At 43.8% G+C, this 19,902-nt stretch carries 9 protein-coding genes; 7 read left to right on the top strand and 2 right to left on the bottom strand.

Annotated features, from left to right (window positions below; genetic code table 11):
* Positions 1-8: 8 nt before the first annotated feature.
* Together BMX50_RS31130 and BMX50_RS31125 are read left to right on the top strand one after the other, a co-directional pair.
* The gene (locus BMX50_RS31130) at positions 9-566 is read left to right on the top strand and encodes a TlpA family protein disulfide reductase (protein ID WP_091220593.1); all 558 of its coding nucleotides are present in this window, start codon (positions 9-11) and stop codon (positions 564-566) included.
* A gap of 147 nt (positions 567-713) precedes the next feature.
* Positions 714-3,572, top strand: a complete 2,859-nt coding sequence (locus tag BMX50_RS31125) for a M16 family metallopeptidase (RefSeq protein WP_091220592.1) — start codon at positions 714-716, stop codon at positions 3,570-3,572.
* A gap of 216 nt (positions 3,573-3,788) precedes the next feature.
* Here BMX50_RS31125 and BMX50_RS31120 read toward each other — a convergent pair whose 3' ends face one another.
* Complete coding sequence (locus BMX50_RS31120; protein WP_091220591.1) at positions 3,789-5,057, bottom strand: Hsp70 family protein; 1,269 nt, start codon at positions 5,055-5,057, stop codon at positions 3,789-3,791.
* 271 nt (positions 5,058-5,328) lie between these two features.
* Between BMX50_RS31120 and BMX50_RS31115 the strand changes: the two genes are divergently transcribed.
* From BMX50_RS31115 to BMX50_RS31100, 4 genes are all read left to right on the top strand, one after another.
* Positions 5,329-5,928, top strand: a complete 600-nt coding sequence (locus BMX50_RS31115; RefSeq protein WP_091220590.1) for an RNA polymerase sigma-70 factor — start codon at positions 5,329-5,331, stop codon at positions 5,926-5,928.
* Between the two features lie 72 nt (positions 5,929-6,000).
* Positions 6,001-7,005 carry a FecR family protein gene (locus tag BMX50_RS31110; RefSeq protein ID WP_091220588.1) on the top strand — a complete coding sequence of 335 codons (1,005 nt, stop codon included), beginning with the start codon at positions 6,001-6,003 and terminating at the stop codon, positions 7,003-7,005.
* A 233-nt stretch (positions 7,006-7,238) separates the two neighbouring features.
* On the top strand, positions 7,239-10,571 hold the full coding sequence (locus BMX50_RS31105; RefSeq protein WP_167668156.1) for a TonB-dependent receptor: 3,333 nt from the start codon (positions 7,239-7,241) through the stop codon (positions 10,569-10,571).
* Positions 10,572-10,592: 21 nt separating this feature from the next.
* A complete protein-coding gene (locus tag BMX50_RS31100) occupies positions 10,593-12,155 on the top strand; it encodes a RagB/SusD family nutrient uptake outer membrane protein (protein WP_091220586.1) in 1,563 nt (520 codons plus the stop codon).
* A 106-nt stretch (positions 12,156-12,261) separates the two neighbouring features.
* Here the strand turns inward: BMX50_RS31100 and BMX50_RS31095 are convergent, their stop codons facing one another.
* Positions 12,262-16,425, bottom strand: a complete 4,164-nt coding sequence (locus BMX50_RS31095; RefSeq protein ID WP_244281154.1) for a hybrid sensor histidine kinase/response regulator transcription factor — start codon at positions 16,423-16,425, stop codon at positions 12,262-12,264.
* A 354-nt stretch (positions 16,426-16,779) separates the two neighbouring features.
* On the opposite strand from BMX50_RS31095, the gene BMX50_RS31090 reads away from it, so the two are divergent.
* On the top strand, positions 16,780-19,896 hold the full coding sequence (locus BMX50_RS31090) for a SusC/RagA family TonB-linked outer membrane protein (RefSeq protein ID WP_208864839.1): 3,117 nt from the start codon (positions 16,780-16,782) through the stop codon (positions 19,894-19,896).
* Positions 19,897-19,902: the final 6 nt, after the last annotated feature.

Raw genomic sequence — 19,902 nt, 5'->3', positions numbered from 1 at the left:
CCAGCCAAATGAAAATAAATTTTAAAAGGTTGTTGTTGGTAACACCGGTAGCAATTGCGCTAAGTACCGGATGGAAGGCAGACGGAAAGGCTTTATCATCCCAAAAGCAGGATACGATTACCTCTGGTCAAAACTTAATAGTTGGAAAACCATTGCCGGTTTTTGAGTTACAAAGGGCCGATGGGAAATCTATCAAATTGTCATCGGTTAAGGGCAAAGTGGTACTGGTTGATTTTTGGGCTTCGTGGTGTATGCCATGCAGGGCGGCTATTCCGCACCTTAAAGCATTATATAAGCAATACCACGCTAAAGGATTTGAGATAGTTAGCATTTCAATCGACCAGAACAGTAAGGCCTGGAAAAATGCCATGCTTAAAGAAGCAATGCCATGGGAGCAGGGGATAGATAGATATGAGGACGGTAAAGATGCATCAGTGATGATGAATGCCTTAGGTATCCAGTCGGTACCGTTTGCAATTGTGCTGGATGCTGAGGGTAATGTGGTGTTAATAAACCCCACTGCTTCTGATATCGATATACAGCTAAAAAAGATCTTTAACAGTTAAAAAATATAAAAGGATAGCATTGGCTATCATAAAGAGAGTCCCGGTAGGACGTTTTCCATCAGTTTAGTTAGTTTAATTTCCGGAGAGCCGGTTTTAATACCGGCTCTTTTTTAAATTAGCGCTGAATCCTAACCCGATCAACAAAATATGAAAAACATAAAAAGTACTATTTTATTGGCCAGCGTAAGCCTTGCGCTTAGCTGGTCGTTTCAGGCTGCGCCTACCTGGGCCCAGGTAAGCCAGGTTAAAGCAACAACAAAGGCAGCAGCCGAAAAGAATTTACCGCTTGACCCTGCTGTTCGCACAGGCAAGCTGCCAAACGGATTTACTTATTATATCCGTCATAACGAAGAACCCAAAAAACGCGTTACGTTTTACCTGGCCAACAAAATAGGTTCGGTATTGGAAGATGACAGCCAGCGTGGCCTTGCGCATTTTATGGAGCACATGAGCTTTAACGGCACCAAGCATTTTCCTAAAAATGAATTGGTGAGTTATCTGCAAAAATCCGGTGTACGTTTTGGCGCCGATTTGAATGCTTATACTTCATTTGATGAAACGGTGTATCAGTTACCAATCCCGTCAGATAATCCGGAAATTCTGAAAAATGGCATCCAGATCATGCGCGACTGGGCACAGGACGCTACTTTAGATCCGACTGAGATTGACAAAGAACGCGGTGTTGTATTGGAAGAAAAGCGCTTGGGTAAAGGTGCGCAGGAGCGTATGCAAAGGGCTTACCTGCCGGTAATCCTGAACCACTCGCGTTATTCGTTACGCCTGCCTATTGGAACCGACGAGGTGCTGAACAACTTTAAGCCGGAAACCATTAAACGCTTTTACCATGACTGGTACCGCCCGGACTTACAGGCTTTGATCGTAGTGGGAGATATCGATGTTAACGAGATGGAGAAAACCGTTAAGGCCAAGTTCAGTGACCTTAAGAAACCTGCCGTTGAAAAGCCGCGCACAAAATATACGGTACCATTGACAGGACAAAATCAGTTCATAGCTATCACCGATAAGGAAATGACGGTAACTGTGGCCCAGGTGTTCATGAAACAACCGGCGCTCGATCTGCATACCGCATCTCAATACCGTCAAAGTATTATCCGTGGTTTATTCAACAGGATGTCGGGTGCCCGTTATGCTGAAATTATGCGCCAGGCTAATCCGCCATATTTACAGGGCGGTGCCGACCTGAGCGGCTTTTTAGGTGGATTAGATACCTATAGCGTGTACGCTGTAGCCAAGCCCGGAGAGCTTGAAAAAGGTTTCAAAACAGCCTGGCGCGAAACAGAAAGGATCAAACGGTTTGGCTTTACCCAAACCGAGCTCGACCGTGCCAAACAAAGTTTCCTGAGCGATATGGAAGCTGCTTTGAAGGAAAAGAATAAAACCAACTCCGATAGTTATGTGAACGAGTACCTGCAATACTTTTTAAAAGGTACCGCCGCACCGGGTATAAGTTTTGAGTATGATCTGGTAAAGAATGATCTGCCGGGTATCGCACTCAGCGAGGTAAACGCCATCACTAAAACATCCATTAAAAGCACTAACCGCGATGTGATGTTGCTCGCCCCCGAAAAGGATAAAGCTACCCTGCCGGCCGAAGCAGTGGTTAATACCTGGATAAAAGATGTTGAGGCAGAGGACCTGAAACCTTATAACGATGAGGTAAGCAAACAGCCATTATTGGCTAATGCGCCTGCTGCCGGCAAAATAACCGCCGAAACTAAAGATGCTGCTTTAGGTACAACCACATTAACTTTAAGCAACGGTATTAAAGTTGTACTTAAACCAACCGACTTTAAAGATAATGAGATCGTGTTTAGTGCTTCGGCACCGGGTGGTACATCGCTTTATAGCGATGCTGATTTTGAGTCGGCTAAAAACGCATCGGGCATGGTGGAATCATTTGGTGTAGGTAATTACAATCCTACTCAACTGGAAAAATACCTTTCCGGCAAACAACTTAGCGTTAGTCCATACATCAGCGAACGTACGCAGGGTGTTAGTGGTAGTTCGACCCCTAAAGATCTGGAAACGGCTTTTGAACTTATTTACGGGTACTTAACCGAGCCTCGTAAAGATGCCGATTTGTTCCAGGGGATTATCACCAGTTCAAAAGCAGGACTTGCCAATAGGCTGAACGATCCAAATGCCGTATTCCAGGATACCTTAAGCGCAGTTTTGGGTAATCATAATGTTCGCCGTACCGGCCCAAGCATTGCCAAGATAGATCAGATCAGCCTTGATCGTGAGTATGCTATTTATAAAGAGCGCTTTGCCGATGCATCTGGCATGACCTTCACTTTTGTTGGTAATATCGACATCGAAAAAATTAAACCGCTGCTTGAAAAATACATAGCCTCATTACCGGCTAAAAACCTGGGCGAACAGGCTAAAGATTTAGGTATCCACATTCCCGAGGGGCAGATAGCTAAAAACGTATACAAAGGTTCGGAGCCAAAAGCATCGGTTGATTTGATCTGGTCGGGCGCGTTTGAATACAGTGCTGCCGAAAAGATCCAGCTGGACGCTTTGAAGGAGTGTTTAGAGATCAGGCTGATTGAACGTTTAAGGGAAGATGAAAGCGGTGTTTATTCACCGGGCGCATTTGCCAATAACAGCAAGTTCCCAACCCAACGCTATTCTATATTCGTTTACTTTGGTTGCGATCCTAAAAATGCTGACAAACTGGTAGCATCAACCCTTGATGAGATCAACAAGATCAAAACCAACGGCCCCGCGCAGGTAAATATCGACAAATGGCGCGCCGAAAGCATCCGCAGCCGTGAAACAGCGGTACGCACCAATGGTTTTTGGCTGGGTTATATCAGTGGACAGATCAATGATAAAGAAGACCTGCACCAGTTGGATACCTATACAAAAGATTTGAACAGTGTAACTGTGGAAAGCGTGAAAGCTACCGCCCAAAAATACCTGAGTGGTAAAAACTATATCCGCATGCAATTGCTTCCTGAAGCGGCTGCCGCTAAGTGATTTAGTTGCCGATAAATAAGGTTTAAAAGTAATCGCCCCTCATTTGTTATTAATGAGGGGCGATTGCTTTTTGATACTCAGATTAAGATAGGGTAGCCTAAAGCTGTTTGAAATGTAGAGACGCATTACATGCGTCTCCGGTATGCAAATCTAAATAACGTGCAAAACTGCTTGTCCTGTGAGAGACGCATGTGATGCGTCTCTACGTAGAAACTACTATTCATCAAACAAATAGCCGCTATATGCTAAGCCTGTAGCTACGCTCCTGAAATTGTCGCCAGAATTGAGTTTGATATGCGGAAACCTGGTTTTAAATAGTTTTTGAATACTTCCTACCATAGATGTACCGCCTGTTAAGAAAAGGCTGTCGATGTTGCCTGGTTCAATATTGTTTTGCAACATAAATTCGTCCAGGTAGCTGGCAATCCGGCTTACATCTTTAGCTATGATCTGTTCATAATCGGTAAGGGCTATTTCTTCATTAATGCTGATATCCATTTTCTGATAGCTAAACACGGCGCTGTTGGCAGTTGTTAGCTGTATTTTTGTTGCCTCGATAGATTGAAATACCGAATATCCCAGATTGTTTTCGATAAGGGTGATCAGGTTTTTGAATTGCGGATCGTTGCCCGAAAAGTAAAAGTAGTCTTCAATATCCCGCTGAATACGCTGGCTGTTAAAGAAATTCATTTGCTCCCAGGAGCAAATATTGGCGAAAAGCGATTTCGGTACAGTTAGTACTTTACCCGGAGTAGCTTCATAGGTGGTGTTTTTACCAAAATAGGGGGTGCCTTTATCCCACATAAAAGCCGAATCAAAACTATCTCCACCAATGTAAATACCTCCGTTGGCAAGGATATCGTTTTTTCTATCTTTCATTCCGGCCTTTTCAGGGTCCAGTACCAGGTAAGTAAAATCTGTGGTTCCTCCACCCAAATCGGCTACCAGTACGTTTTCTTTTCCTGAAAGGCTTTTCTCATAGGCAAAAGCCGCCCCGATAGGCTCAAACTGAAAACGAATGTTTTCAAAACCGGCAAGATCCGCCGCCTTAGTAAGACGGGTTTGCGCTAAGGCATCTTTTTTAACATCATCATCGTCAAAAAAAACAGGCCTGCCAATAACTGCTTTCCGGCAATCTTCACCGATTAGCTGGTCGGCACGTCCCTTCAGTTCTTTTAAGATGATCGCTACCAGGTCCGAAGCGTTATATTTTTTGTTTTGGATGCGGGTTTCCGTAAAACTGCTTCGTGGCAAAATTTGTTTAACAGACTTGATAAATCGTCCTTTCATATCATCCGCGAGGTAAGCGGAGATGGCAGCTTCGCCTACCACGTAATTGGGCTTGTTTCCTGCGCCCGGCTGCTGGTAGAAATAAATGAGCGAAGGAATGATAATGGTGCTGTGTATTTCGTTCGTTTCTTCGTTGTAAATAACCAATGCCGAGTTGGTTGTTCCAAAATCAATGCCGTATAAAAACTTGTTCATTGCAGGTGAAGTAATGCGCTAAAAAATGCGGGCGGCGAATGTATGAAAAACGAATTAGGTTGACAAATTATAAGGCGATAAATATCCAGGGGTTGTGTTATATCTTTTGAATACAAATAGTTAAAAATAAAAGTGTATAAAGGCCTTAATAAAATGCCTGATTTGTATATAAGAAAGTCGGATTATGTTAATGAAAAATTAAAATACTATTTTAGATTTGAATGCGGTGCGCTTTTTTGCCCCAATAACCAATTTTAAATTTAGTTTCAGCATGAACAATTGGAAAACATTAACCGATGAAGAGTTGGTTGAGCGGTTAAATTTTTCTGACCATGCAGCATTTACGGAAATTTTTTATCGTTATCACGGGGCTTTATATTCATTTGCATTAAAAAGGTGCCGCGAAACCGAAATAGCTGAAGAGCTGGTGCAGGACCTGTTTGTGAATTTGTGGGTTAAGCGCGGACAATTATATATAAAAGCTACGCTGAGCGGATATCTATACGTTGCGTTACGGAACTTAGTTTTGAACCATATCCAAAAGCAATTGCTTCACGAAAGGGCTACCGAGGTATTACGTTTAGCTGCACCTGTTCCGCAAACCGCCCCTGAAGAGATCCTGATCGTTAAAGAGATAGGGCAGGAGGTTGACCGGAACCTCCATTTGCTTCCCGAAAAATGCAGGACTGTTTATGAACTCAGCCGGAAACAATACAAATCTAACAAGCAGATTGCCTCAGAATTGGGTATTACGGAAAAAACGGTAGAAAATCATATGAACCGGGCGCTGCGGTTTCTGCGATTATCTCTCCATCAATTGTTTACAATTGCTATTATATACTCCTTGCTCTATCTTAAGACTTTTTTTTAAAAAAAATCAAATTCTTTTGGGTGTTACATAAGTCTTAACTGTCTTAGTTATTAAACGGACAATATTAACACCATGCACCCTATTTCACCGGAACTGATTGAAAAATACCTTGCAGGGAAATGTAATGCTGACGAGGAGGCGACGGTACTTAACTGGTTTAACGCACCTGAAAATGAACCGGACGCTTATGAGCAGCTTTCGCCGGAGGCAAAACGGGCGTTAGAGGACCGGTTGATATTAGAAATACGCGAAAAGATACGCTTGTCCGAACCTCCTATAAAAAAGTTTAATTATTACCGGGTTGGAGCAATAGCAGCCGGTATTTTGATTTTTATTACAATTGGCCTTTTGTGGAACAAACAGCCGGTGACAAATAAAGCAACGGTTGGTAGTGATAACATCAGGATTGTAAATACAGGGCAAAAGATAAAAAAAATAACATTGCCCGATGGTAGTACGGCCTGGCTCAGCCCGGGAACAACTATTACGTACGACAGCTCATTTAATCGTCAGCTCCGGACTCTTTCGCTCACCGGCGAATCTTTTTTTGACGTAAAAAAGGATCACGCACATCCTTTTATTGTACGCACGGCACATATGTCCACCAAAGTATGGGGAACCAGTTTTAGTGTGAAAGATAATGAACACGCGCTCCGTGCCGAAGTAGCTGTAGTTACCGGAAAAGTGTCTGTTGCAATAGCTGATCGAGATAAAAATAATGAAGATGTTATGCTTCATCCGCAGCAAAAGGCAGTTTGGCAGGTAACCGCAAAGAAGACTGATACACTTAAGGTTAGCTTAGTAGAAAAGCACTCCGCGTTAAAAATTTGGGAAAAAACAAGCCTGTCTTTTAACGGTGTAGCCCTTAGGGAAGCAGTCCGGGTGCTTCAGCAACAATTTGATGTGATAATTATGTTGCCCGAAGGGGATCATGATCTTGCAGAAGCCAAACTACAGGCTGATTTTAGTAATCAAAGTCTGCCCGAAATAATGGAAGTACTTGAAAAACTGCTCAACGTTAGCTATGTAACCGATGGGAAGAAGTTTGTGTTACAAAGAGCCTTAACAACCAATTAACCAATTATTATTAACCCTAAAGTTAAATTATGAAGAAAGATTAACCTCAGCAAACACCACTTATGTATAATGAAGAAAGCGTGTCGTGACCACGCTTTCTTCGGGCCCCGGCCGTGTAGCATTACACACCTTTCGTAGAGGTGCGGGGGCATTTTTGTCTCATTTTTTTACCAAATAAAACACACTAATGTATGAATATTAATTTACTAATATCGATCAACTGGTATAAAATTATGAAGTTATCCTGTTGCCAGATTTTGTTGGCCATCATATTTGCAGGTGTATCGGTAGCCGGCACCACGCGTGCACAGGGCGCCCTAGCCCGCCAGGTTGATATCACCGCAGTAGATATGGATATGAAGTCATTTCTTAATATGCTTTCTAAAAAAGCGGGCGTTAAGTTTGTCTATTTCAAAGAAACCTTAAACAATCAAAAGAAGGTTACTACTGCGGGAGGACAGAAAGATTTAAAAACGATATTGGAGCAGGTTTTTCTTGCTAATGGTATTGGCTTTGAAATCGTCAATAATCAAATTATCCTCACCAAAATACGGGCCTCTGCCGGCGGCGGTTCTGAAAATAGTGAAAATAAAACCGATGAATCGGAGGTAGCGCAAGTGAAGATCACCGGGCAGGTTACCAATACTTTGGGAGCAGGGTTACCGGGGGTTACTATTAAGATAAAGGGAACCACTGTTGCTGTGGCAACCGATAGCCAGGGTAATTATACGATAAATGCACCCGATGATAACGCCACACTCATTGTTACTTATTTGGGCTATGTAACCCGGGAAGTGCCGATAAATGGGCAGAAAGTTGTCAATATTCAATTGCAGGAAGATAACAAGGCCCTGAACGAGGTTGTTGTGGTTGGTTACAGCACACAAAGCAGGCATAAATTAACCAGTGCCGTAGTTACGGTTTCCGGGGATGAGCTTAATAAAAGGGTAGCTACTTCACCCACTGCTTTGCTGCAGGGTAAGTTGCCGGGTTTGCAGGTAGTGCAAGGTTCGGGAGAACCCGGGAATGAAAACGTTCAGTTAACCATAAGGGGCGTTGGTACATTCAGCGGGGCAGGGTCCAATCCATTAATTATTGTTGATGGCCTTCCGGGAAGCCTCGATGTATTGAACGCCAACGATATCGAATCGATATCTGTATTGAAAGATGCTTCTTCGGCGGCTATTTACGGATCCCGGGGTGCTAACGGCGTAATTGTGGTAAAAACCAAAAGAGGTAAGGCCGGTAGTCTGGCTATCCAGTACACATACAATCTGGGTATTTCCAAAGCTACCAAACTCCCCGATATAATTACTAATTCTGCAACGTATATGCAGCTGTCAAATGAGGCGCGGACAAACTCTTCGCTTGCACCTTTGTATACCCAGGATCAAATAAATCTGTATCAAAACGCAACCGACAGGGTAAAATATCCCAATCATAACTGGTTGAATGATATTTTTCGGACGGCCTATACGCAAAACCATTACCTGAACATGAGCGGGGGCAAGGATAGCACAACGTATAGTGTTGGCGTTGGCATCACCAACCAGCCGGGTGTAATGCGGGGATTTGACTATTCAAAATATACCTTTTCATTGGGTTTAAGCTCAAAACTAAACAAACGGATAACTTTTGGGTCGGACATACAGATGCGGTATGGGAAAAAGCTAACTCCTGAAAATGGCGCAAGCGACCAGTTCCTTTCTGCATTGGCCCAATCACCTTTATATCCTGCCCAAAGTTCAGATGGCCGATGGATAAAAAAAGCATATTCCAACGAGCAGGGTAATAAAAACCCCGCAGCTATTGTAGGTGAGGACATCAGAACACGTGGTAACGATTATTATTTACAAGGAAACCTATCCCTGGATATCGATCTTTTTAAAGGTTTGCGCTGGGAAAATAAAGGAGGATTTAATTATGGATACTATAAATTCAATGATTTTAGGCCGGTAATTCCTACATATTATTATAGTGATATGTCTCCTGCGGGCAACCTTGATGACGGGTCGCCGGGTTTAAATGTGGGCAATTCAGACAATATTTATACTGTATATTATAGTCAGCTGACTTATAAAAAGAGCCTTGGACTACATAATTTTTCTGCATTCGCAGGTTATCAGCGGGAGAACAATAATGCCAGCAATTTAAACGCATCCCGTACCCAATATGTAACAAATTATCTGCGTGAACTGAATGCAGGCCCTTCAGACGGGCAAACCAATAATGGCACATCATCGGCATGGGCAATCAGCTCGTTTTACGGCAGTGCCAATTACGATTATGCAGATAAATATTTACTGGGCGCTAACATCAGGTATGACGGAACATCCCGTTTGCCTTCAAGCTCCAGGTATGGTACGTTTTATTCATTCTCTGGCGGCTGGCGAGTTTCTAAAGAGAATTTCCTGAAGGATGTGCTCTGGTTAAATGACCTTAAAATCCGTGGTTCGTGGGGACAGTTGGGTAACCAGAATATCGGAACTTATCCATATCAGTCAACCTTGTCGGGCGCTAACTATGCCTTCGGGAGTTCGGTTTCATCCGGGTTTGTTGCCAATACCCTGGTTGATCCGAGCCTGACCTGGGAAACTACCAGGGTGGCAGATATAGGCCTCGATATGACGATCTTCAATAATAAACTCGTTTTTTCGGCCGATTATTTTAATAAATATACTTTCGATATTTTGAGAAGCTCGCAAGTACCATTCTATATCGGACTAAACGCGCCTACAATCAATGACGGTGCGCTCCGTAATAAGGGTTTCGAGTTTGCTTTGCAATATAACGACCGCATTGGTAAGGATTTTACATACACGGTGGGGGTAAATCTTCAAACCTATAAAAACAAGCTTGAAAGATACGGATCAAAGGATATCAGCGATCATACCATCAGGCAGGAAGGACATGAGCTGGATGCTTACTACATGTATGTGTGGGATGGAATATTCCAAAGTCAGCAGGAGATAGACAATTCACCTAAACAACCGGTTACACCTACGCCAGGCGACCTGAAAATAAAAGATGTTAACGGCGACGGTAAAATAGATGCCAACGACAGGACTTATGTAGGCGGTAAATTCCCTTCTTATCAGTATTCGGCCAATATCGGTGCGGCTTATAAGGGCTTCGATTTCAGCGCTCAATTATACGGTTCACAGGGGCAAAAGGCTTATGTTAATGGCTGGGGTATTGAACCTTTCAGGCAAGGTTCTGTGCCAACTACAGATTGGCTAAACCGCTGGACCCCAACTAACCACACCAATACAATGCCTAAGATATACGTGGCCGATGGTTATGCTGCCGTTCAAAATTATCCTTCTACATATTTCTTAAAGGATGCCTCGTTCGTTCGTCTTAAAAGTTTACAGCTGGGCTATAATTTTGCTTTAGCTATGCTAAAAAAGGTGTCGATAAAATCATTGAGGGTTTTTGTGGCTGCCGATAACGTATTCACCATCAGTAAATACCCGGGCCTTGATCCTGAACGGGTAGGAGACGGAACCTATGTTACTTATCCGCAAAACAGAACGATAACCTTTGGAGCCTCCATTAAACTTTAAATTTTATTAAAGAAAAAGATTATGAAACTTTATAATAAGTATATATTCATACTAATGACGGTGGTAGTCATGCTGGTATCCTGCAAGAAAAGTTCCCTTGACCTTAATCCACCGGATAAACTTTCTACTCAAAATTTTTGGAAATCGGAAAGTGATGCCGACCTGGCATTAACAGGATGTTACAATTTCTTATATGCACAGGGAGGGAGCTACTCCACATCTCAATATGAAGTAGTTGCATGGGATAATTTCAGCGACAATTCTTACGGGCAATATAACTATGGTGGCGGCACCAGTGCGCTGTCTTCAGGTTTATCTCCCGGTGTTTTTGATACCTATAATCTATATCAGTCATCCTACTACGTTAATAATTATACAGCTATAGCCTCTATTAACTATTTTCTGGCAAACGTTGATAAGGTACTTACCGGCGATAAACTTAAACAATATAAAGCAGAAGCGTATTTTTTGCGTGCCTTTAATTATTACTGGCTTGCTATATTATACGGAAATGTGATCATCACTACCGCTGATCCTTTTACGCTGGATTATAAGAAACATATGGCCAAATCTACCAGGGCCGACGTTTTGAAACAAGTAGAGGCCGACCTTGACCTGGCAATTGCCGGTTTACCGGATGTTACCTATGGTAACGGACATGCTGTTAAAGCTACAGCTCAGGGTTACAAGGTAAGGGCATTGTTATTTGAGAAAAAATACGCCGATGCAGCCGCTTTGGCCAGCACCATTATTGCCGGCGGGAAATTTTCTCTAAATCCCTCTTATCCTTCAAATTTTTATAAGCCTGCTCAAAATAGCAGTCCGGAAATCATGTTTTCGGTTAAATACCAGCTGCCAAATTTGTCGCATCAGGACAATGGTATTAGCGTTCCCTTACAACGTTGGAAAGGAGAATTGGCAACCCAGGATTTGGTTAACGAGTACGAAGCTGCCGACGGTAAGGACACAACCTCATCTGCTGTTTATGTAAAGGGAAAACCATTTGAAAACCGCGATCCCCGGATGCGGATGACCCTGTTTTTCCCTGGCGATACCAAAGCGCAGGGATGGCCATTTACAGGGTCATATGCTGTGGCTCAGCCCGGAAAAGATTCATGGATAGTGGGTTACTATGCCGTAAAAAAATGGCTTGATCCAACACTTGTAGACCCTGATTACGGAGCAAAAGGTGATAATGACTTCGTTTTATTACGTTATGCAGATGTATTACTGATGTATGCTGAAGCGCAAAACGAGGCTGCAGGCCCGGATGCAAGCGCTTACAACGCAATTAACCTGGTAAGGGAAAGGGTTAATATGCCAGATTTGGCTGCCGGCCTATCTCAGGCTCAGTTCAGAGAAAAGGTGCGTCATGAACGGAGGGTTGAATTTGCTTTGGAAGGGATCCGTTATTTTGATTTGAGGAGATGGGGGATTGCTACACAGAAGCTGAACGGCTTTGTTCAAAATCCATTATTCCCAACGGTGAAGACCAAGTATGCCGATAACTATGATTTCTGGCCGATTCCACAGCCCGAAATTGACAGGAACTCACCGGAGCTGGTGCAGAATCCCGGTTATTAATAGTTGTTATTATTAATCTGAACAGCGAGGCCGTATCAATCAATTTATGATACGGCCTCGCTGTTTACCTGCAACTTTTTAAGTTAGGGCTTTTATGACCGAATAATCAGCTCCGGTTTCTATCTGTTCGTGTCAAATCCTGTATAAACTGACTTGGTGTTTTGCCGTATTCTTTTTTGAAAGCCTTTGTAAAGTACGATTGCGTTTGGATACCTACCCGATAAATTACCTCGGTTAACAGTACATCCTCATGGGTCATGATCTCGATGGCTTTCTTGAGCCTGATGCTCCTGATAAATTCGTTCGGTGCCTGGCCCGAAATTTCCTTGATCTTGTGGTAAAGCTTGGTACGGCTCATGCCTATGGTATTGCAAAGCTGGTCTACATCAAGATCCGGGTTACTTAACTCGTTATCGATAATCAACAGGAGCTTATCCATAAATTCTTTGTCTTTTGATGAGTGCACCAACTCCCGGGCTTCAATATGATGGTTTTTAAGGTAGCGCTCCTTTAGCTTTTGCCGCTGCTCAAAAATATTACGGATGCTTAGGGTAAGCAAACTAATGCTGATCGGTTTAGGCAGATATAGGTCGGCCCCCGAGCCAATACCCTCAATTTCGGCCTGTAAATTGGTTTTGGCAGTAAGCATAATGAAGGGGATATGGCTGGTATCCAGATCCTCTTTTATGGCATGACAAAAGTCGATACCGTTCATGCCCGGCATCATCACATCGCTGATGATCAGGTCGGGTAGTTGTTCTTTGGCTTGGATTATGCCGTCGTGCCCGTCAATAGCTTCGTTTATTATGTAATTGTCCTCGAGCGAACTTTTGATAAACGCCCTGATCTCGTCATTATCCTCTACAATCAGGATCTGGTATTTATGATTATTGTTGCCTGATGTAGTTTTTGCCGGATAAAGCGGTCCGGCAGGAGCGATGGGCTCCATCTGGATACTTTCCAATCTGGTGCCGCCCGGTTCTGTGGCCTCACTCCATTTTTCCTTCGGGCCGTAGTCGCTTTCTGAAATAGGGAGACCGATGATGATATCAGTACCGGCATATCGTTGGCTATATACATAAATGTCGCCTTTATGAAGCACGGTAAGGCTTTTCACAAAGGCCAAACCTATGCCCGAGCCAAGGTGAGTTTCAGTAATGCGGTAATAACGTTCAAACAAATGCTGTATGGAATCTTTAGAAATGCCGATGCCGTTATCCGAAATCCTGATGTAAGCGTACCTGCCCGCCCTGAAATTATTTTTTAATACCAGCTCATTTTCAAAACCGGATTTGAAATCTGCTAAATTGTGCAGCACCTCAACCGTTACCATCCCCTTAGCAGGAGTATATTTCAGCGAGTTGTTGATAAGGTTGAGCACAATTTTTTCAAGCACCTGCCTGTCAAACCATATATTATCGAAGGGATTGTTTAATACTACATTTAAACTGATGTCTTTTTGAATGGCCGCTTCTTTAAACTCGGCAGCTAATTCATTGATGAAAGTATTGAGATTCCCTGGTGTAACCTTCAGGCTAAGTGCGCCTGATTCTACTTTCCGGAAATCCATCAGCTCGTTAATGAGCAGGAGCAGGCGGTTGGCATTCCTGTACATCACTTCGTAATACTGGCTGCTGGCCGATTTGCCTTTTTCAAGCAATGTTTCCAGCGGACCTAATATCAGCGACAGCGGCGTACGGAATTCATGCGAAATATTGGTAAAAAATTGAAGCTGCAACTGGTGCATCTCTTCCCGTTTGTTTTCTTCGATCTTGCGCAAGTCGAGGTTCTTTTTAAAACGCAGTATTTCATAAATACTGAAAAGGATAACCGCGATCATCAATGTTCTGAACCACCATGTAGCCCAAAATGGCGGGGTGATGATAATCTCTAATGAGGTACCGGTGCGATTCCATAAGCCGTCGTTGTTGGCTGCCCGTACCGTAAACGTGTAAGTTCCCGGCTCTAAATTAGTGTAGGCTGCTTTACGCTCAGCGGTGTAATACCAGTTGGGGTCGAGGCCTTCCAGCCGGTAACTATATTTATTGTTTTCGGCTGCGGTATAATTAAGCGCGGCAAAGTACAAAGCGATAGTTGATTGCCCGTGGCTTAAAGTAATTGATTTTGTTAAGCTGATATCCTCCGAAAGCGGCGACCCTGGCGTATTAGGTTCAACTATTTTATTGAATAATTGCAGCCCCGTAATATAAACCGGTGGAATGTAGGGGTTGGCCACAATGGCCGAAGGATCAAAAACATTAAAGCCATCAACTCCACCAAAATACAGGCAGCCATTCTTTGCTTTTAAAGATGAGTTGGCTTCAAACTCCTGGCCCTGCAGACCGTCGGCAGCATTATATTTACTGAACTGCAGGTTTGAAGGGTTAAATTTCATCAACCCGTTTGAACCGGAGATCCAAAAGTTGCCGGCGGCATCTTCTTCTATACTTTTAATAAATTCTGTACCAAGTCCGGCTTTGCCAGTGTAAATCTCAAATTTGTTTTTGGCAGCATTAAAAACGTAAAGCCCGGTTTGACCAAGCCATAGCCTGCCTTTATGATCAATGAATATCACCCGCAGGTCGGGCAGCTTTTCAAGGTTGTTAAAGTAATGACTGATCTTTTTGGTAAGGAGGTTATAACAATTCAGCCCGCCATCATCGGTACCTATCCACAGGTTTTTATTGCGATCTTCATTGATGGATACGATGTTGTTGCCCTGGATACGGCCTTTTTTATCGGCAGTTTCCGTGAACCTGGTAAACCGGTGTGTTGTTTGATCAAACAGGTTAAGGCCACCGTAATAAGTAGCCACCCAAAAGTTGCCTTCGCTATCCTTAAATGATTTTTGAACATAATTTGAGCTAATGGTGCTTTTATCGGCGGGGTTGTTGGTAAGGTGAGTGAAATTACCGCTGGTTCTATCAAGGCAATTAAACCCGCCTCCCCAGGTACTTACCCATACCTTGTTTTTATCAACCAAAATATCCAGCACGGCATCCACAGCAAGGCTGTTATTATTATTCGGGTTATAGCGGTAATGTTTAAAGGTGTTTTGTTGCGGATTATAAACATTCAGCCCGCCGCCATCTGTCCCTATCCAAATGTTATGCGCTTCGTCTTCGTAAAAAGCACGCACGTCATTATAGCTCAAACTGTTGTTGCCGGATTCGTTTTGCAGCAGCCTGAATTTATTAGCCTTGGGGGTATACAAATTAACCCCGCCGCGATGGGTGCCTACCCACAAATTACTTTGATCGTCCTCAAAAATAGCCGATACTGTGCGTTGCGATAAGCTGCTCGAGTTTTCGGACACGTTTTGATAATTGCTGAATGCGCCGCTTTGTGGGTTAAACAGGCTTAAGCCACCGTTAATGCCCCCTGCCCAGATATTGCCCTTCTTGTCCACCAGCAGGCTTTTTACCTGGTCGTTTGTAAGGCTGCCGTTATCCTGCTGCTCATGCTGGTAGCGTTTGACGGTTTTATCCTTAAGGTTGAGCATCATGAGACCACCGTTTTCGATACCCAACCAAAGATTATGCAAGCTATCTTCCTGGATGCGGTTTACCGGGTTGCTGATCTCCGCGAAACCATTTATAATATTGCTAAATGTATTATTAGTCCGGTTGAAGATCTTTAACCCGCTGCCGGTACCTGCCCAAAGGTTATTATGACTATCCTCATAGAGGTAGTTGATCTGCTTGCCTTCTTCATTTTTGGCGATGCTCTTATCATCATAAAAGTGAAGAAAACTATTGCTTATCGTATCGTATTTATTGAGGCAGCCATCGGCAGTACCTATCCAAAGGTTGCTTTTTTTATCATTATAAATACAGTTTACGGTATTGTTAGCGATACTTTGCTTATCGGCTGCACTGTGCTTGTAACGGGTGAAGGTGTTTTTAAAAGGATTAAACCTGTTGAGGCCGTTGCTGGTGCCCACCCACAGATTATGGTGGCTATCCTCATATAAACAACGGATGTAATTATCGCTGATGGTATTAGCATCGGCGGGATTGTTCTTAAATACAGTGATCTGGTAACCATCGTACCGGTTTAGTCCGTCGCGTGTGCCAAACCAAATAAACTTGCGGTTATCCTGGTAAATAGTTTCGATGGTGCTGTTTGAAAGTCCCTGAAGACTATTGATATGACTGAACTTGAGTTTCGGTACCTGCGCCGACGCTGGTTGCGCAACGCAAAATATAGCAGTTGCCAATCCGCAGGCAAGCATCCTTATGCTGCACAGCCAATGGTTTAGCTTAAACATCTTACTACGTGGCACGGGCAATTCAAACTGAAAAATCAAACGCAATTACTAGGTTTCAATTGGTATTGAGCAATATTAGTAATAAATGTTAAAAACACAGCTAAAAAGTGCTCTCCGGCTGTTTTTATAGCAATAAATAACAGTTTGAACCAAAAAAATGAACATCTGCACAAAGCCGATCATTATTTAAACCTGTCATTTGTACAGTAAACCAAATGCTTTTTCCTTTCATGAACTGATGTGCGCGGTTGCAGAGATTTGATGCAGCAATAAGATCCGCGCGACTGATATCGCCGCCGCATGCATCTGTGCTATGTGGGAAAAGCCTGTTTTAAACCAATTAAAAAATCAAATATGCAAAACTCTACTTTTCAATTTTGGAGAAGATTATGCCTGCTGGTGTTTGCGCTGGCTATGCTGTCAGTCTCCGGTGTTTATGCCCAGCAAACGGTAACCGGTACTGTTACCTCAAAGGAAGACGGCACCACGCTGCCCGGTATCTCTGTTAGTATCAAAGGTACATCGCAGGGAACGGCTACCGATGCTGCCGGGAAATTCAGCATTAAAGCAGCCGGCGGCACGATACTGTTGTTCCGCGGTTTGGGTTATGACGCCAAGGAAGTAACCGTAAGCGGCAGTACTTTAAACGTGACCTTAGATACTAAACAGAACGGCCTTAATGAGGTGGTGGTTATCGGCTACGGTACAACTACCCGCCAAAATATTACTACTGCGGTAACCAAGGTCGATCCTAAAAAAATCCCGCAGGCTGCCAATAACTCTATCCCTCAGTTGCTGTTTGGCCGGGCTTCGGGCTTACAGGTATCACAGGGTAGTTCACAGCCGGGAGGTAATATTAACTTGTCTATCCGCGGCCGTGGTAACCCGTTGTATGTGGTTGATGGGGTGATATTCCCGGGCGATGGGCTTGAGCCGGGTAATGGTACCATTGCCGGCGAAACCAATGGCGTAAGTCGTGGTGGTCTTGCCGGTTTAAACCCCGATGATGTGGAATCTATCGAGGTATTGAAAGATGCCAGTGCCGCCATCTACGGTGTAAATGCAGCCAACGGTGTTATCCTCATCACTACCAAAAAAGGTAAAGCGGGCAGATTGAACATTACTTACAGCGGCAGCTATTCTTTCGAAAAAAATTACCCTTACCTGCAACCGCTAAAAGCTAACCAGTACGAAACATTATACAACCAGCTTATTACTGATCAATACCTGGCCGGCAAACAGCAGCAGCCTTACGGCCCCAACCCACAATCCGGCTTGCCAACACCAAAATACAGCGCTGCCGATATTGCAGCAGCGGGGAATGGTACCGATTGGCTGGGCCAGATCTTCCGTACCGGTGCTATCAACAACCACCAGGTAAATATCAACGGAGGCAGCGAAAAAGCTACCTACTATTTTTCGGGCGGATATTATAATGAAGACGGTACGTTAAAAGGAGCGGGGCTCAATAAATATACGGGCCGCGCTAACCTGTCATTTACCCCGGCTAAATTTTTAACGCTGAATGCAAACTTCACCGGTAATACCAATAGCTATTTAAACTCCTCATCAGGCGGGCAAACAGGTGGTTCTGGTACACAGGGTTTCGGTATCATCCAGGCGGCTTTGGGTTATCCTGCAAACGTAGCTGTACGTGATGCAAGCGGTAATTACACCCGTTACGGTGTTATTGCCAACCCGGTATCATTACTGGATGTTCAGGATAATACCAGCTATCATTCATTAAACGCCAATTTATCTGCCGACCTGAAAGTGATCCCTGGCGTATTGGCCGGTCACCTGTTGTTCGGTGATAATTATGAGGCCGCTAATCGTACCTTTTTTGTGCCGAGCACGGTTTTCTACTTTTCGCAAAACCTGTCGCGGGCATCTATGAACTATAACAACCGCGAAAACCAGACTTTGGAGGCTACTGTAACCTTTAAAAAAGATATCGCTAAATTTTTAAATATCGATGCCGTTGCGGGTGCAGGTCAATATAAAAACACCTATAATGCCTTTGGTAGCCAGGGCGCCGGCGGTGCTGATGTAATTGGCGCAACCAACCTATCTGCCGAAACGGCCAATATAGGTATCACTTCGGTAAAAACGGCCAGCAAAACACGCTCATACTTCGCGCGGAGCTCGTTCAGCTTTTTAGATAAATACCTTTTAACCCTGTCATACCGTTATGATGGTTACAGCCTATTTTTCCCCAATACCAAATACGCTTCATTCCCTTCGGCCTCCGTTGGCTGGAAGATCAGCAACGAGGATTTCATGAAGAATGTAAGCTTTGTGAGCCTGCTTAAACTTCGCGCCAGCGCTGGTACAACAGGTAGCACTATCGGTGCAGCAGGTTACGGCGGTTACGCTCCTGATGGCAATACCATTTTCTTTACCAATGGTGCTGTAAACTATGCTACTATAGCCCGTTATGCCATTGATCACCCGGAATTAACCTGGCAAAAAACAGAGAACAAGAATATCGGTTTAGATTTCGGTTTATTTAAAGACCGCGTAACAGGTTCAGTAGATGTGTTCAGGGATGATATCACCAACCTGCTTCGCACAACCGGGCCAACCGCTCCGCTTTCCTACCTGTCAACTCAGCCGGTTAACGGTGGTCATCAATACAGGCAGGGTTACGATATTTCGTTGAGCACGCAAAATTTGAAATTACATGATTTTACCTGGAACTCGGCCATCAACGTATCTCACTATACCTACAGGTGGAAAAGCCGCTTTGTGTATGATAACCTGCTTGCCTATCAGGGCGTAACTTACCAGGCTGTTAATGACCCGGTAAACGAGATCTATTATTTTAAAACAAAAGGCCTTTTACAGCCGGGCCAAACCGTACCGGCTTCGCAGCCAACAGCTGGCGGCGCTAACCTGCCTGGTTCGCCAATTTATGTTGATGCCGATGGCGACGGCAAATTAACAGGTGCAGATATCGCTAAATTAAATCCTGACCCTAAGATCAGCATTGGTTTTGGTAACGATTTCCACTACAAACAATTCGATTTGAGCATTTTCTTTTACGGACAGTTTGGCGGCAAGGGAATAAACTATAACAACGCGTGGGGCGATCCTAACAGCATAGTATCAAGTACCCAAAGTGGCACTGTACAGGCATTGAACGCCTGGACATCAGTTAATCAAAGCGGTACAAGGCCGGGTGTAAACTACATTGAAAGTGCTACAGGCTTGCCACAAGGCTCGGACATTAACCTGGTAAGCACCAATTTTGTACGCTGCCGTAACCTTACACTGGGGTATACTTTTAACTCACCATGGCTAAATAAGTTCACCAAATCGGTACGGGTATTTGCCGATGCGCAAAACCTGTTCATCATCACCAAGTACAAAGGTGTTGACCCGGAAGTAAGCTATGCCAGTGTTAAAGGCGGCTATGCCCCGTACCCAATGTTCAGGACGTTCTCATTTGGCTTAAGGGCCGGTTTTTAATCTTAA

The organism is Mucilaginibacter gossypiicola (assembly GCF_900110105.1).
Taxonomy (GTDB): domain Bacteria; phylum Bacteroidota; class Bacteroidia; order Sphingobacteriales; family Sphingobacteriaceae; genus Mucilaginibacter; species Mucilaginibacter gossypiicola.
The sequence above is the reverse complement of the archived record's forward strand: the minus strand, read 5'-3'. Positions and strand labels throughout refer to the sequence as shown.